The sequence below is a fragment of the Sneathiella chinensis genome (assembly GCF_012720115.1).
Lineage (GTDB): Bacteria > Pseudomonadota > Alphaproteobacteria > Sneathiellales > Sneathiellaceae > Sneathiella > Sneathiella chinensis.
In genome coordinates this window covers 756,228-770,393 of record NZ_VNWN01000002.1, presented here as the reverse complement: position 1 = coordinate 770,393, position 14,166 = coordinate 756,228, and the positions used below count along the sequence as shown (strand labels likewise).

At 56.7% G+C, this 14,166-nt stretch carries 16 protein-coding genes; 11 read left to right on the top strand and 5 right to left on the bottom strand.

What is annotated here, in order from left to right; translation table 11 throughout:
- The first annotated feature begins 72 nt into the window (after positions 1 to 72).
- A complete protein-coding gene (locus FQB27_RS03705; protein WP_169560057.1) occupies positions 73 to 1,500 on the top strand; it encodes an NAD-dependent succinate-semialdehyde dehydrogenase in 1,428 nt (475 codons plus the stop codon).
- 91 nt (positions 1,501 to 1,591) lie between these two features.
- Positions 1,592 to 3,049 carry a M20 family peptidase gene (locus tag FQB27_RS03700; protein ID WP_169559504.1) on the top strand — a complete coding sequence of 486 codons (1,458 nt, stop codon included), beginning with the start codon at positions 1,592 to 1,594 and terminating at the stop codon, positions 3,047 to 3,049.
- On the opposite strand, the gene FQB27_RS03695 is transcribed toward FQB27_RS03700, so the two are convergent.
- Both FQB27_RS03695 and FQB27_RS03690 read right to left on the bottom strand, forming a co-directional pair.
- Positions 3,046 to 3,480, bottom strand: a complete 435-nt coding sequence (locus FQB27_RS03695; protein WP_169559503.1) for a secondary thiamine-phosphate synthase enzyme YjbQ — start codon at positions 3,478 to 3,480, stop codon at positions 3,046 to 3,048. The genes FQB27_RS03700 and FQB27_RS03695 overlap by 4 nt on opposite strands.
- Positions 3,481 to 3,483: 3 nt before the next feature.
- Positions 3,484 to 3,729 (bottom strand): ParB N-terminal domain-containing protein, encoded by a 246-nt coding sequence (locus FQB27_RS03690; protein WP_169559502.1) that lies wholly within the window; start codon positions 3,727 to 3,729, stop codon positions 3,484 to 3,486.
- A 127-nt stretch (positions 3,730 to 3,856) separates the two neighbouring features.
- Here FQB27_RS03690 and FQB27_RS03685 point away from each other — a divergent pair, with 127 nt between their 5' ends.
- Positions 3,857 to 4,042: a DUF1508 domain-containing protein gene (locus tag FQB27_RS03685; RefSeq protein WP_169559501.1), complete on the top strand. Its 186-nt coding sequence runs from the start codon at positions 3,857 to 3,859 to the stop codon at positions 4,040 to 4,042.
- A gap of 104 nt (positions 4,043 to 4,146) precedes the next feature.
- Positions 4,147 to 4,560 carry a PaaI family thioesterase gene (locus FQB27_RS03680; RefSeq protein ID WP_169559500.1) on the top strand — a complete coding sequence of 138 codons (414 nt, stop codon included), beginning with the start codon at positions 4,147 to 4,149 and terminating at the stop codon, positions 4,558 to 4,560.
- Positions 4,561 to 4,592: 32 nt separating this feature from the next.
- On the opposite strand, the gene FQB27_RS03675 is transcribed toward FQB27_RS03680, so the two are convergent.
- A complete protein-coding gene (locus FQB27_RS03675; RefSeq protein ID WP_169559499.1) occupies positions 4,593 to 5,444 on the bottom strand; it encodes a crotonase/enoyl-CoA hydratase family protein in 852 nt (283 codons plus the stop codon).
- Between the two features lie 101 nt (positions 5,445 to 5,545).
- Between FQB27_RS03675 and FQB27_RS03670 the strand changes: the two genes are divergently transcribed.
- From FQB27_RS03670 to FQB27_RS03655, 4 genes are all read left to right on the top strand, one after another.
- A complete protein-coding gene (locus FQB27_RS03670; protein WP_169559498.1) occupies positions 5,546 to 6,484 on the top strand; it encodes a pyridoxal-phosphate dependent enzyme in 939 nt (312 codons plus the stop codon).
- A 331-nt stretch (positions 6,485 to 6,815) separates the two neighbouring features.
- The gene (locus FQB27_RS03665; RefSeq protein ID WP_169559497.1) at positions 6,816 to 8,537 is read left to right on the top strand and encodes a long-chain-fatty-acid--CoA ligase; all 1,722 of its coding nucleotides are present in this window, start codon (positions 6,816 to 6,818) and stop codon (positions 8,535 to 8,537) included.
- A gap of 85 nt (positions 8,538 to 8,622) precedes the next feature.
- Positions 8,623 to 9,168 carry a 3'-5' exonuclease gene (locus tag FQB27_RS03660; protein WP_169559496.1) on the top strand — a complete coding sequence of 182 codons (546 nt, stop codon included), beginning with the start codon at positions 8,623 to 8,625 and terminating at the stop codon, positions 9,166 to 9,168.
- Positions 9,169 to 9,278: 110 nt separating this feature from the next.
- Complete coding sequence (locus FQB27_RS03655; RefSeq protein ID WP_169559495.1) at positions 9,279 to 9,452, top strand: hypothetical protein; 174 nt, start codon at positions 9,279 to 9,281, stop codon at positions 9,450 to 9,452.
- A 76-nt stretch (positions 9,453 to 9,528) separates the two neighbouring features.
- On the opposite strand, the gene FQB27_RS03650 is transcribed toward FQB27_RS03655, so the two are convergent.
- Both FQB27_RS03650 and FQB27_RS03645 read right to left on the bottom strand, forming a co-directional pair.
- A complete protein-coding gene (locus FQB27_RS03650; protein ID WP_169559494.1) occupies positions 9,529 to 9,747 on the bottom strand; it encodes a hypothetical protein in 219 nt (72 codons plus the stop codon).
- Between the two features lie 210 nt (positions 9,748 to 9,957).
- Complete coding sequence (locus FQB27_RS03645; protein ID WP_169559493.1) at positions 9,958 to 10,260, bottom strand: SCP2 sterol-binding domain-containing protein; 303 nt, start codon at positions 10,258 to 10,260, stop codon at positions 9,958 to 9,960.
- A gap of 195 nt (positions 10,261 to 10,455) precedes the next feature.
- Between FQB27_RS03645 and FQB27_RS03640 the strand changes: the two genes are divergently transcribed.
- From FQB27_RS03640 to FQB27_RS03630, 3 genes are read left to right on the top strand one after another with little or no spacing between them, the layout of a single operon-like run.
- On the top strand, positions 10,456 to 11,343 hold the full coding sequence (locus FQB27_RS03640; RefSeq protein ID WP_169559492.1) for an SDR family oxidoreductase: 888 nt from the start codon (positions 10,456 to 10,458) through the stop codon (positions 11,341 to 11,343).
- Positions 11,344 to 11,358: 15 nt separating this feature from the next.
- Positions 11,359 to 12,978, top strand: a complete 1,620-nt coding sequence (locus tag FQB27_RS03635; RefSeq protein WP_169559491.1) for an acyl-CoA carboxylase subunit beta — start codon at positions 11,359 to 11,361, stop codon at positions 12,976 to 12,978.
- Between the two features lie 26 nt (positions 12,979 to 13,004).
- Entirely contained in the window at positions 13,005 to 14,165 is a 1,161-nt protein-coding gene (locus tag FQB27_RS03630; protein ID WP_169559490.1) for an acyl-CoA dehydrogenase family protein, read from the top strand.
- Position 14,166 lies beyond the last annotated feature (1 nt).

Below are 14,166 nucleotides of genomic sequence, written 5' to 3'. Positions count from 1 at the left end.
TTACAGCAAGGGGCCCATCGGGGTATGGCCGTTAATAAAAAACAGGAAAATCAACAAGGAATGGATCGACATATGTACATCAATGGTCAGTGGTGCGACGCAATTGACGGCGCGCGGTTTCAGGTTACCAACCCCGCGAATGGCGACGTCATCGGGGATGTCCCGAACGGCGGCGTAAAAGAGGCAAAGGCGGCGATTGACGCAGCCAGCGAGGCCTTTAAAGCCTGGTCAAAAACAACGGCCTACCAGCGGTCTGCGTTTCTTTACAAGGCCTACGGCCTGATGATGGAACGCAAGGAGGAACTGGCCCGCCTGATGACGATTGAACAGGGCAAGCCCCTGAAAGCATCCCGCAATGAAGTCCAGTATGCGGCCGACTTCCTGCTGTGGTACGCCGAGGAAGCCAAGCGTATTTACGGCGAAACCATCCCGGCCCCGCGCGGCGACCAGCGCTTTATCGTGCAGCAGCACCCGGTTGGGGTCGTTGCCGCTGTCACGCCGTGGAACTATCCCATCTCCATGCTGACCCGCAAGATGGCCCCGGCACTGGCCGCAGGTTGCACCATCGTGCTGAAGCCGGCGGAATCCACGCCCCTCTGTGCGGTTGAGACCTTCAAGATTTTCCACGATGCCGGCCTGCCCGCCGGGGTCGTCAACCTTGTCACCGCAGAAAAACCGGCTGAAATCGGGGATGAATTTGTCAGCAACCCGAAGGTCGCCAAGCTGACCTTCACCGGTTCCACCAATGTGGGCAAGATGCTGAACCAGAAGGCCGCTGCCAACATGAAACGGGTGTCCATGGAACTGGGGGGACATGCCCCGTTCATCGTTTTCGACGATGCGGACCCGGAACATGCGGCCAAGGGGGTTTCTCTGGTCAAGTTCCTGAATACAGGACAGGCCTGCATCAGCCCGAATCGCCTTTTTGTTCACAAATCCATTGCCGAACCTTTCATTGAAACCCTGCAGGCACGGGTTCAAAAAATGCGCGGCGGCAACGGCCTTGAAGATGGCATCAGCATCGGCCCCCTTGTCGGCCCCGGTGCTGTCGACAAGGTGGAACGTCAGGTAGAGGATGCCGTTGCCAAGGGGGCCCGCGTGGTTTGCGGCGGTCACCGCCTGCTGGACAACGGCCTCGACAAGGGACATTTCTATGCTCCCACTGTGCTGGCCGATGTGACCGAAGACATGCTGATCTATCGCGAAGAGACCTTTGGCCCCGTCGCACCGGTCATCACCTTCGAGGATGAAGCCGAGGTTCTGGAGCGGGCCAACGACACCAACTATGGCCTTGCTGCCTATGTCTATACCCCGAATATCTCCCGGGCTTTCCGGATGTATGAAGGGCTGAAATTCGGCATTATCGGCATCAACGACATCAACCCGACCGCTGCAGCCGCCCCCTTTGGCGGCATGAAGGAAAGCGGACTTGGGCGCGAAGGCGGCCATGAAGGCATCCAGGAATATCTGGAAACAAAACTGGGCGGCTTTGCCATCTGATTTTGACCTGCATGCGTTCCCTCTATAAAAGACTATCATTATAGAGGGAACGCTCTAAAATGCCCCGAAAGACAAAAAACGGGAGGGGGCATTGATAAAAAGAATTCTTCTGCTTTTGGGAGCCGGGCTGCTGGTACTGATCGGCGTCCTTGTTTTCAACACACTGACAAACACCGTAAAGACCGACACCGTGGCATCCATTCCGGAAGTCGCCATCGATACGAATGCCGCCGCGCTTCGTCTGGCCACAGCCGTCACCATGAGAACCATTTCCCATGCCCATGACGCCCCGGTGGAGGTCGCGGAATTTGAAAAACTTCACGCCCATATCGACCGTTCCTACCCGTTGGTTGCCGCCAACCTCAAAAGACAGGTAATCGGGGGGCATAGCCTGCTTTACAGGTGGGAGGGCAGCAACCCGTCCCTCAAGCCGATCCTGCTGATGGGCCATATGGATGTGGTCCCCATCGAACCGGGAACGGAAGACAACTGGGACCATCCGCCCTTTTCCGGGAAAATTGTCGACGGGGCGATCTGGGGACGCGGAACTCTGGACGACAAGCTGTCTGTCTTCGCCATTCTTGAGGCCGCGGAATATCATCTGGCACAGGGGCACCAACCGGAACGCAGCCTTTATTTCGCCTTTGGCCATGACGAAGAGGTCGGCGGCAAGAACGGCGCCGGCCAGATCGCCGCCTATCTGAAGGAACAGGGCGTTCAACTGGCCTTCACACTGGACGAGGGGATGGTGATTGTGCAGGGCCTGATGCCCGGCATTGACGATCCGATCGCCTTCATCGCCCTGGCTGAAAAGGGATACCTGACCGTTCACCTGACCGCGACGGCAACGGGGGGCCATTCCTCCATGCCGCCGCGGGAAACCGCCGTCGGGAAAATTTCCAAGGCTATTACACGGTTGGAAGAAAACCGCCTGCCTGCGGCCCTGCGCCGACCGGTTTCGGACATGCTGGAAACCCTGTCGCCTCATATGCCGCTGTCGCTTCGCAGTGTCATTTCAAATCGCTGGCTTCTGGAACCGGTTCTGGTCTCTCAACTGGCGAAGGGCGGGACGACCAACGCCATGGTACGGACCACAACGGCGGCGACCATCGTCAATGGCGGCACCAAGGACAACGTGTTACCGAGCACGGCAACCGCAACCGTCAATTTCCGGCTGTTGCCCGGCGATACGGTTGACGGCATCCTTGATCATATCCGCACAACCATCAATGACCCGGCCATCGAGGTTTCCATCAAACAGGGCAATGAACCCTCGAAGGTGTCCAGTTCGACAAGCGATCATTTTGCCCTTGTGCAAAAAACAATCAACGAGGTGTTGCCCGATGTGCTGGTGTCACCAGGCCTGATGCTGGCAGGGTCCGATACCAAGCATTATGAAGCCCTTGCCGAGGACAGCTACCGGTTCCTGCCCATGCGCTTTTCCAAGACGGACCTGCCGCGCGTTCATGGCACTAACGAGCGGATCATGATCGACAATTATGCCGAAATCATCCGCTTCTATATCCGATTGATGGAGAATGCAGGCTAAAGCCCGCCGAAGGTTCCCATGACATGCAAGGCCAGCTTTCGCCGATGGGGGCTGGTCCTGTGTTCAAACACATAGACCCCCTGCCATGTCCCAAGGCGCATCCGCCCATCCAGAACCGGGATACTGAGCGACACATCGGTGAGTGCACTGCGGATATGGGCAGGCATGTCATCGGCGCCTTCCGCCGTATGCCGGTATAGGGACGGCGTGTCCGGAACCACCCGCCCGAGGAAATCATCCAGATCATATTGCACATCCGGGTCGGCATTTTCCTGTATGGTCAGCGATGCGGAACTGTGTTGGATAAAGACGGTCAAAATGCCCTCCTCAAAACCGACATCCTGAAGCCACCGGGTGATTTCCCCCGTGATATCCGTCATGCCCCTGCCCGGTGTTTCCACGGTCAGCGTGCCACTTTTCTGCCCTATCATGCCTTAATGCTTTCTTGCCTGTACAAGCCTTGCAATCACAATGTCCTCGCCAAGGGCCTTGAGGGCCTCGATCCGGTGGCCCCCTTCAATCAGGACATACCGTTCCTTGCCCAACCTGACCTGAACCGGCGTCACCTGCCCCTTTTCAAGGATGTCTGCGGCCAACGCCTCAACCCGTTCAGGGCTGATGGCCTTTCGCTTTCCGGCGGGAACATAAATCTCATCAATCGACACTTCAAAACTTTTCATCCCAAACACCCCCCAAGCCTGCATCCGAAAAGCCTACTACAAGGTCTTGCCAAATAATACGGAATTCCGGCTCACAGACGCACCGGCAAGCCGTCCTTGTCCCATCACCCGAAACACGGAGAAGACAATGAGCAGCAAGGGACAGAACGACAAGTGGGAATTCTATCAGGATGATGACCCGCGCAAACGCAAATGGCGCTGGCGCCGCACCGCCCCCAATGGCCGGATCGTCGGGGCCTCCACTCAAGGCTACTCGGACCTTTCCGACTGCCTTTCCAATGCGGAACGAAACGGCTTCAACGCAACCGAATAAGCGGACGGGGAAGCCCGCTACCGCCCGGCTTCCCCCTCCCGTCAAGGCTGTTGCTACGAATGAAAAAACATCATACCCTGCCTGCCAAAAAACAGGTAGGGTCCATGTCAGACATTTCCATTCCGGAGGGGTTCCGGAAATATCACTCCCCCAAACGCTTCCCCGAAAAAATCGGGCCTCTCTACTTCAAGAAGGAAGATGAGGACCTCTATCGGTTCGGCTTTTTCGCGGATGAAACCCATTGCAATGCCAACGGGATCATCCATGGCGGCATGATGATGAGCTTCATGGATGAAACGCTGGGCCAGATGGTCTGGCGGGCCACCGGGCGAAAGCCCTGCGCCACCATCAGCCTGAATTTCGACTTCGTTTCCAGCGCGAAACCCGGCGAATGGCTGGAAATGAAGGGCCATATCACCCGGCAGGGCGTGTCCGTTGTGTTCATTCGCGGCGAACTTTACGCCGGCGACCGCATTGTGCTGACCGCCGACGGCATCTGGAAGGTTCTGGGGCGCTAAGACGCCCCGGCCTTCAACGGGCCCGCCCAAGATCAGGGCTTGCGGCGCACCAGCTTTTTGGGGGGCAGCAAATTCTCGAAAACCGGCGGGCGCTTTTCACTATTGGCGGCGGCGGCCTCGAACAGGTCATTCGAGAAAAACATCCCAGACTGCCAGACCGCCATATAGTTTAGCGCATCATCCACGCTGTGATCCCGCGTGTAGTTCAGCATTTCCTTGGTGCCATGAATTGCAAGCGGCGATTTCGAGGCAATGACGGCGGCAATTTCCATCACCCCCGCGATCATGGCATCCAAAGAGCCATATACCCGGTTGACCAGTCCGGCCTCGCGGGCCTCATCCGCAGGCATCCGGCGCCCGGTATAGGACAGTTCGCGAACCAGCCCGGACGGGATCAGGTGCGGCAACCGCTGCAGGGTTCCCACATCTGCCGTCATGCCGATATTGATTTCCTGAATGCAGAAGAAGGCGTCATCCGTGCAATAACGCATGTCACAGGCGGATATCAGATCAACCCCGCCGCCAATACATCCCCCCTGCACGGCAGCGATCACCGGCAGGCGGCATTTCTCGATCACTGTGAAACTTTCCTGCATCTCCTGCACATTGTTTCGCATCTGTTCCCGAATGCGGGCCGGATCGGATGCTGTTGACATTTCCGCGGCCAGAGACCCGAAAGCGGACAGGTCCAGCCCTGCGGTAAAATGCTTTCCGGTTGACGAGATCACCACAACCCGCGCCTCCGGTGTCTGCTCAATCTGAGCAAAAACATCGACCATTTCCTGCCAGAATTCCATGATCAGGGTGTTCAGTTTGGCTGGGCGGTTCAGGCGAATATGGGCAATGTGATTTTCAACGGTAAAGTCCAGTGTCTCGAAAGCCATTTTTATTCTTTCTTCTCTGCGGTTGCGTTACCCGTTTATTGAGAGGCATACTCCAGACAGTTTCAACCCCTTTCTTGCGAAATAAGCGATATACCCCGACTATGAACGAGTATTTTTCACTGGTGGATTTTACATCGGCGCTCGATCGCCTCTCCCCCTACATCCGCCGCACCCCAACGCTGGACGTGACCCTCGACAATGGCTTGCCGGTCACGCTCAAACTTGAAAACCTTCAGGTCTCCGGGTCCTTCAAGATACGGGGCGCCATGAATACTGTTCTGGGCCTTGACCCCGCAAAACTGGAACGGGGCCTTGTGACGGCGTCCGGCGGCAACCACGGAATGGGGGTCGCCACCGCCGGCACCATCACCGGGACGCCCACCACCATCCACCTGCCCGAAAACACCCCGCAAGGCAAAATCGACAAACTGCGAACCATCGCGACCGAGGTCATCGTGAAAGGTGCCGTCTGGGACGATGCCAATGCCCTGGCCCTTGCCGCCGAGCGGGAGCAGGGCAAGACCTATATCCATCCTTTTGCCGATAAAACGGTTATTGAAGGTCAAGGCACCATCACCCTTGAACTTCTGAAGCAGGCCCCGGAACTGGATACACTGCTGGTTGCCATCGGCGGCGGGGGCCTGATCGCCGGTGTGGCGTCGGCCGCCAAACTGATCAACCCTGATATCCGCATCATCGGCATTGAGGCCGAGGGCGCCCCGACGCTCCATGACAGCCTGAAGGAAGGAAAACTGGTCACGCTGGAGCGGATTGCAACGCGGGCTGGCACACTGGCCCCCCGATGCTCCGCCCCCCTCAATCTGGAGATCATCTCGGGTCACGTCGACGACATTCTTCTGGTTTCGGATCAGGCGATGGAGGAAAGCGCGAAATGGCTGTGGTCGGCCTGTGGCATTGCAACAGAGCTTGCCGCCGCCGCGGCCATCGCGGCGCTTAGAAGCGGGACTTACCAGCCAGCCAAGAACGAAAAAACCGGCGTTATCATCTGCGGGGCGGGTCCAGACGGGTTTGCGGATTAAATCATACGTCTGAATGTGAAAATTTCACACTTTTACGCATGACAGACTAATCCGTCTTCCTGTCCGATCGGGTCATGGAACCGCTTTTTCTCGCCGGACAGACAAGCGGCTTTCCCTATTGCCTCGACGGACTACGCCGCGCAAAAGGCTGAGAGAAAAGGAGAAAACCCCAATCCCTTCAACAACTTGAAGGAAACAGATCTTACGGCACGCCCGTCATTGGCAGACCGGGAATTTCCCCTTGCGATTTTCTTTGACCGCGTTGCCCGATCACCGTAACGTGTACATAAAAAGAATAATATAGGGAACGCTTTATTTTTAGAGGGAAAAGATGTCAGATTTTTCTTGGGAAAAGTCCTATCCGGCCGGCGTGAAATGGGAAATCGAGATCGAGAACAAACCGGTCTACAGCATTCTGGATGACACCGTCCGGAAATGGCCGGACAATTTTGCCATCGATTTTATGGACAAGAAAATCACCTATTCGGAACTGGACGATATGGTGAACCGGGCCACCAAGGGGCTACAGGAGCTTGGCGTCAAGAAAGGCGTTCATGTCGGATTGTATCTGCCCAACAGCCCTCACTACATCATTTGCTTCTTTGCCATCCTGAAAGCGGGCGGAACGGTCGTAAACTATTCCCCGCTCGATGCGGAACGGGAACTCCTCCACAAGATCGAGGATAGCCAGACCGATATCATGATCACGCTGGACGTGAAGGCCCTGTATCCGAATATTGGCAGCCTTCTGGGACGCTCGCGCCTCAAGAAAGTGATTGTGGGCAACCTGAAAGAAGTCCTTCCCTTCCCCAAGAACCTGCTGTACCCCATCGTCCGCGCCAAGGAAATTGCCTCCATCCCGAAGGATGACAAGCATGTGACCTTCAAGTCCCTGCTGAACAATGACGGGAACTGCAGCGTGGTGCCTGTAGAGGACCCGGCCGATTGCGTTGCCGTTCTGCAATATACCGGCGGCACCACGGGCCTGCCCAAGGGGGCCATGCTGACCCATCGCAATCTGGTTGCCGCCTGCCAGCAGCTCCGTGCCATGCAGCAGGGCGACGACGGGGTTCTGATCGACGGGCAGGAACGGGTTCTGGCGGTTCTGCCGCTTTTCCACATCTATGCCCTGACCGTCAACATGACCTTCGGGATTTCGGGTGGGTACGAGTTGATCCTGCATCCCAAGTTTGAACTGATTGACGTGATGAAGGATCTGGACAAGAAAAAGCCCACCGTGTTCCCCGGCGTCCCAACCATGTATATGGCCATTGCCAACCATCCGGACGTCGCCAATTACGACCTGAGTTCCCTGAAATTCTGTGCATCCGGCGGGGCGCCGCTACCGCTTGAAGTTCAGGAGCATTTCCAGCGCGTCACCGGCTGCCGCCTTCTGGAAGGATGGGGCATGACGGAAACGTCCCCGTCCGGCACCACCACCCCCATGACCGACAAGGTTGTTCCGGGGGCCGCAGGGGTTCCCGCACCCGGCATTGAAATCCGCATCCTTGATGTGGCCGACAAGACCAAAATCATGCCTGTCGGCGAAATTGGCGAGATTGCCATCAAGGGCCCCAATGTGATGAAGGGATACTGGAACAAGCCCGAAGCCACGGCCGAGGCCTTTGTTGGCGATTTCTTCCTGACCGGGGATACGGGGTATCTGGATGAAGACGGCTATATGCATATTGTTGATCGCACCAAGGACATGATCACGTCCGGTGGTTTCAACGTGTATCCCCGCATCATCGAGGAAGCCATCTTTGAGCATCCCGCCGTTGAGGAAGTCACCGTGGTCGGAATTCCCGACGAATATCGCGGAGAAGCAGCCAAGGCCTTTGTCAAACTGAGACAGGGACAGCCCGAATTCACACTGGCAAGCCTGCGGGAATTTCTGGCCGACAAGCTTGGCAAGCATGAACTGCCTGCCGCCCTAGAGTTCCGCCCCGAACTTCCGAAAACACTGGTCGGGAAGCTGTCCAAGAAGGAACTGGTGGAAGAAGAGCGGCAAAAATTCGAAGCCCGTAAAAAGGTGTCGTCAAAGGCTGGCTAATCCATCTGCAGCCAATCGACAACAGACCTGCTTTTTACGAAACTCCCGGGGTGACCCTCCGGGAGTTTTATTTTATGCTCCGGGCATGAGCACTTTTCTTGCAATCGATTTTGAAACCGCCAACTACGCCTCTGACAGCGCCTGCGCCATTGGCCTCGTTCGCGCGGAAAATGGCGTTATCGTCGCCGAAGAAGCCCGGCTGATCCAACCGCCAACCCCCGAATTCTATTTCACCCATATTCACGGCCTGACCTGGCTGGATGTGAAAGACGAGCCGGTTTTCCAGGCGCTCTGGCCGGAAATCGCCCCCTTCTTCGACGGCATCGACTTTCTGGCGGCCCACAATTCCGGGTTTGATTCAAAGGTCCTGAAAAGCTGCTGCGACACCTATGGCCTGAACGCCCCGGAGACAGAGTTTGTCTGCACTGTGAAACTGGCCCGAAGCATGTGGGAAATCCGCCCGACAAAATTGCCCAATGTGGCACATTTCCTGGGGCTCGATCTTGACCACCATGACGCCCTGTCCGATTCTCGGGCCTGCGCCAATATCATTCTCGCCGCAGAGCGGGATGGCTGGGGATATGACACCGGTTTCGAGAATGTGGGCGAACGCTATACCGCTCCCGAGTAACCTCTGAGCAAAAGCATCCCGATCGGGTCAGTTTTAGATTGACGAACGACTCTTTTTTCTTATTTAATAATGATTGTCAGTTTCATTATTAACAGAAAAACAGGTCTGCCATGGTCATTGTCAGAAATCTTCGCGCCTCCTCGCTTGCCAGTCTGATCATGCAGACCATCCGGGAACAGAACAAGGCCGCGCCCCGCCCTGCGCCTTCCCGCAACCGGCAATCCACGGACATTCATCCCGCCAAACCACAGGACGCGTTACGGTCCAAACCGGCCCGGGACTGACATTTCCCCGAAAAAAGGCACAAAAAAAGCTGCATCGGTGTCCCGGTGCAGCTTTTTTTGATTCCTTGAAAAAGGATTAGGCAGCTTGCGCAGCGTTCGCAGCGCGAGTAGCAGCCTGTACTTTCTTCAACTGGCGACGGGCAGCGTGACGGCCCATTTTCAGTGTCAGTTTACGTGCAGTGCGCTGCGCATTCGAACGACAGTTCTTTGTTCCGCCGTTGCCGCGTCCGCCGCCACCTTTTTTCCGGCTTTTGCCACCCTGATTGCGGCCGTGCCGTGCAGATCTTGCTGTCATTTGACCAGCTCCGTTCCGTTCAACATTAAATTCGAAGCGCCTTTCATAATGGGTAGATCCCAAAAGGTACAGAGAAAATTTCGACAAAACGCATAAATCCGGTGATTTTCTTGCTCCCAAACCGGGAAATCTGGCTCAAAACACGAAAACCCATGAAAAAAGGTGGCCGAATGGGCCACCTTTTCCCGTTTTCCGAATCTGTATGACGCGTTAGCCAAACACGCTCTGCAGCTTCATGGCGATGCCCATATTGCCCTCGATCTTCAGCTTGCCCATCATGAAAGCCGTCGTCGGGTCCAGATCCCCCTGCGTCAGGGCAATGAAGTTATCCATGGTGATCTTGATGGTGCAATCCGCATCTGCATCTTCATTATTCACCACATTCGGGACGGTATCCGCGTCCACAAAGATGAAGCCATCCCCCTTGAAATCGAATTTCAGGGTCGCCCCCAGACCGCAATCCTCGCCAATCCGGTCTTTCAGGGTTTCCGTAATTTCTTCCAGCGTCGCCATATTTCAGTTCCTTTCAGGCCTGACTGTTCCTGTTTTTCCAAGTTGGCAGGCTGTTGTCAAAAGCATCAAGCCAACCTTCTTGACGTTAACGTAAACGTCACCTACCATGCTGTCAAACAGTGTTCTCTAACAAAGCCAAAAAGTAAGAAGAGTATAGGGAAACACAACAATAAATTGGTCTGGGAGGCCCAATCAATGACGTATCGTTCCATTTTCCGAAGCGATCTGTTCAGCGGACAGAAGATTATCGTTACAGGCGGCGGAAGCGGGATCGGCCGCTGTACCGCCCACGAACTTGTGGCCCTGGGCGCGGATGTCGCTCTGGTCGGACGCAATATGGACAAGCTGAAATCCGTGGAAGCGGAAATCAGGGACGTGGGCGGCACCGTTTCCCTTCACCCCTGTGATATCCGCGAAGAACAGTCGGTTGCCGAAATGGTCAGTTCCGTCCTTGAACAGCACGGCGCCATTCACGGTCTGGTGAACAACGCGGGCGGCCAGTTCCCTGCCCCGCTTGAAAGCATCAACCTGAAAGGTTGGGAAGCCGTGGTCAAAACCAACCTGACCGGCGGCTTTCTTGTGGCCCGCGAATGCTACACCCAGTGGATGAAGGAAAATGGCGGCGGCTCGATCGTCAATATTGTGGCGGACATGTGGAATTCCATGCCGGGCATGGGACATTCCGGCGCCGCCCGCAAGGGCATGATCAGCTTCACCGAGACGGCCGCCCTTGAATGGGCTTCGGCCGGTGTCCGGGTCAACACGGTCGCCCCCGGATATATCATGTCCTCGGGCATGGACACCTATCCGGAATGGTATCAGGACAAGATCGTGAACCTGCGCCATGACACGCCGGCCAAGCGGCTGGGGACAGAATCGGAAATCTCCGCCGCCATCGTTTACCTGCTGTCCGAGGCCGCGACCTTTATATCCGGCTCCTGCATCCGAGTGGATGGCGCCGCCCCCAACATCCGCATCAACTGGCCCATGCCGGATCACAGCAACAACAAACCCTTCAACGGATTTCATCTGGCGGTGACGCCCCGCATCTTTGCCGAAAACGGCGACGCTGACGACAACTGATAAAGGGAAACGGATATGCCCGTCATTACGTCTGAAATCGACACAAACAGCGAAGCCTTCCGCACCAACCGGGAGGCCATGCAAACCCTGATCAGCGGTTTTCGGGATCTGGAACAAAAGGTCCGGGACGCCTCTAACGCCAAGAAGGACAAGTTTGAAAAACGCGGACAGCTTCTTCCCCGGCAGCGAATCGCCCTGCTTCTGGACAAGGGGGCCCCGTTCCTGCAACTCTCCACATTGGCCGGACTTGGCATGCATGACGATGACGGCAAGGACGATGTCCTTGGCGGCGGCTTGATTGCCGGCATCGGATATGTCTCCGGCATTCGCTGTATGGTGCTGGCCTCGGACAGTGCCATCAAGGGGGGTACGGTTGCGCCCATGGGGCTGGAGAAAAGCCTGCGCGCACAGGAAATCATTCTCAAGAACAAACTGCCTGTGGTCAATCTGGTGGAATCCGGCGGCGCCAACCTGCTGTATCAGTCGGAAATCTTCGTCAAGGGCGGACAGGGCTTTGCCAATCAGGCCCGTATGTCCGCCGCGGGCATTCCGCAGATCACCGTTGTCCACGGCTCCAGCACGGCGGGCGGCGCGTACCAGCCGGGCCTGTCGGATTATGTCATCATGGTGCGGGGCGGGGCCAAGGTCTTCCTTGCTGGCCCGCCGCTTCTGAAAGCCGCAACGGGCGAGGTCGCCACGGACGAAGACCTCGGCGGGGCCGAGATGCATTCCACCGTTTCCGGGGTCTCGGAATATCTGGCGGAAAGCGATGCCGATGGCATTCGCATTGCCCGCGAGATCATGGCGGCCCTGCCGTGGAATGAAAACGGACCGGCCCGCCCGGCAAGGGACTATCAGGACCCCCTGTATGACATCGACGAACTGATGGGGGTGGTACCGACCGATTACCGCAAACCCTATGATGTGCGCGAGGTTATCGCCCGCATCGTGGACGGGTCCGAATTTCTGACCTTCAAGGAACTTTATGGGGTCCATACGGTCTGTGGTCACGCCCGGATCGAGGGCCAGCCCGTCGGGATCATCGGCAATAACGGCCCCATTGATGCGGACGGTGCGACCAAGGCCGCCCAGTTCATCCAGCTTTGCAGCCAGTCCGGCACCCCGCTTCTGTTCCTGCAGAACACCACCGGCTATATGGTCGGCACCGAGGCGGAGCAGGCAGGCATCGTCAAACACGGATCAAAGATGATTCAGGCGGTTACCAATGCCACGGTTCCCAAGCTCACCCTGCATATCGGTGCCAGCTTCGGGGCCGGAAATTATGGCATGTGCGGACGGTCCTTTGATCCCCGCTTCATCTTTGCCTGGCCCAACAACCGGGTGGCGGTCATGGGCGGCGAACAGGCGGCCAAGGTCATGTCCATCGTTACCGAGGAAAAATTCAGGAAAATGGGACAGGAGCCGGACCGGGACGCCCTTCAACAGATGGAGCAGGGCATCATCCGGCGGATGGACAAGGAATCCACTGCCCTGTTCGCCACGGCACGGCTTTGGGATGACGGCCTGATCGACCCACGGGATACCCGCAAGGTCCTCAGCTATTGCCTGTCCATCGCAGGGGAAGCCGATGCACGACAAACCAATAAGAACACCTTTGGCATCGGTCGCATGTAACAAAAACAACAAACGGGAGGAAGACAATGATTTACGGACCAGAACACAAGGAATTCATGAGCTCGCTCAGCAAGTTCATCGCACAGGAAATCAATCCCCATGTGGATCAGTGGGAAGAAGACGGCATTTTCCCTGCCCATGAATTGTTCAAGAAAATGGGCGACAAGGGCTTTCTGGGTGTCTGCAAGCCCGAAGCCTTTGGCGGCATGGGACTGGATTATACCTACAGCCTTGCCATGGCTGAAACGCTCGGCGAAATCAATTGCGGCGGCGTTCCCATGGCCATTGGTGTCCAGACCGACATGGCCACACCGGCCCTTGCCCGGTTCGGGTCCGATTATGTACGCGAAAATTTCCTGCGCCCGGCCATCGCCGGTGACTATGTGGCCTGTATCGGCGTTTCCGAGCCCGGCGCCGGGTCGGACGTTGCCGGGATCAAGTCCTATGCCCGTGTTGACGGCGATGATTACATCATCAACGGCCAGAAAATGTGGATCACCAACGGCACACAGGCCGACTTCATGTGCATGCTGGTCAATACCAATGACGGCCCCATCCACATTAGCAAGTCCCTGATCATTGTCCCCATGGACACACCGGGCATCACCGTGGCCCGCAAGCTGGACAAGATGGGCATGCGGTCATCGGACACAGCGCAGCTTTTCTTCGAGGATGTGCGCGTCCCCCGGAAAAACCTGATCGGGGAAGAAGGCAAGGGCTTTATCTACCAGATGAAGCAGTTTCAGGAAGAACGCCTGTGGGCGGCCGGTTCCGGCCTGAAAAGTCTGGACATCACCATTGACGAAACCATCGAATATACCCGCCAGCGTCAGGCCTTCGGGAAACCGCTGCTGGACAATCAGGTTATCCATTTCCGATTGGCTGAACTGAAAACCGAAGTGGAATGCCTGCGTTCTATCACTTATCGGGCGGTCGCCGACTATGTGAAGGGTCAGGATGTGACCATGCTGGCCTCCATGGCGAAACTGAAGGTCGGACGCCTGAAACGGGAAGTGTCCGATGCCTGCCTGCAATATTTCGGCGGCATGGGCTTCATGAACGAAACCCCCGTCTCCCGTGCCTATCGGGATGGTCGTCTGGCCTCCATCGGCGGCGGCGCTGATGAAGTCATGCTGGGCATCATCTGCAAATATATGGATACCCTCCCCGCACAACAGAGAGGCTAGG

Excerpts from the sequence above, each read along its gene's own strand:
- FQB27_RS03705 (WP_169560057.1), top strand. The coding sequence starts at position 73 with ATGTACATCAATGGTCAGTGGTGCGACGCAATTGACGGCGCGCGGTTT.
- FQB27_RS03695 (WP_169559503.1), bottom strand. The coding sequence starts at position 3,480 with ATGATAGGGCAGAAAAGTGGCACGCTGACCGTGGAAACACCGGGCAGG.
- FQB27_RS03690 (WP_169559502.1), bottom strand. The coding sequence starts at position 3,729 with ATGAAAAGTTTTGAAGTGTCGATTGATGAGATTTATGTTCCCGCCGGA.
- FQB27_RS03685 (WP_169559501.1), top strand. The coding sequence starts at position 3,857 with ATGAGCAGCAAGGGACAGAACGACAAGTGGGAATTCTATCAGGATGAT.
- FQB27_RS03680 (WP_169559500.1), top strand. The coding sequence starts at position 4,147 with ATGTCAGACATTTCCATTCCGGAGGGGTTCCGGAAATATCACTCCCCC.
- FQB27_RS03675 (WP_169559499.1), bottom strand. The coding sequence starts at position 5,444 with ATGGCTTTCGAGACACTGGACTTTACCGTTGAAAATCACATTGCCCAT.
- FQB27_RS03670 (WP_169559498.1), top strand. The coding sequence starts at position 5,546 with ATGAACGAGTATTTTTCACTGGTGGATTTTACATCGGCGCTCGATCGC.
- FQB27_RS03665 (WP_169559497.1), top strand. The coding sequence starts at position 6,816 with ATGTCAGATTTTTCTTGGGAAAAGTCCTATCCGGCCGGCGTGAAATGG.
- FQB27_RS03660 (WP_169559496.1), top strand. The coding sequence starts at position 8,623 with ATGAGCACTTTTCTTGCAATCGATTTTGAAACCGCCAACTACGCCTCT.
- FQB27_RS03655 (WP_169559495.1), top strand. The coding sequence starts at position 9,279 with ATGGTCATTGTCAGAAATCTTCGCGCCTCCTCGCTTGCCAGTCTGATC.
- FQB27_RS03650 (WP_169559494.1), bottom strand. The coding sequence starts at position 9,747 with ATGACAGCAAGATCTGCACGGCACGGCCGCAATCAGGGTGGCAAAAGC.
- FQB27_RS03645 (WP_169559493.1), bottom strand. The coding sequence starts at position 10,260 with ATGGCGACGCTGGAAGAAATTACGGAAACCCTGAAAGACCGGATTGGC.
- FQB27_RS03640 (WP_169559492.1), top strand. The coding sequence starts at position 10,456 with ATGACGTATCGTTCCATTTTCCGAAGCGATCTGTTCAGCGGACAGAAG.
- FQB27_RS03635 (WP_169559491.1), top strand. The coding sequence starts at position 11,359 with ATGCCCGTCATTACGTCTGAAATCGACACAAACAGCGAAGCCTTCCGC.
- FQB27_RS03630 (WP_169559490.1), top strand. The coding sequence starts at position 13,005 with ATGATTTACGGACCAGAACACAAGGAATTCATGAGCTCGCTCAGCAAG.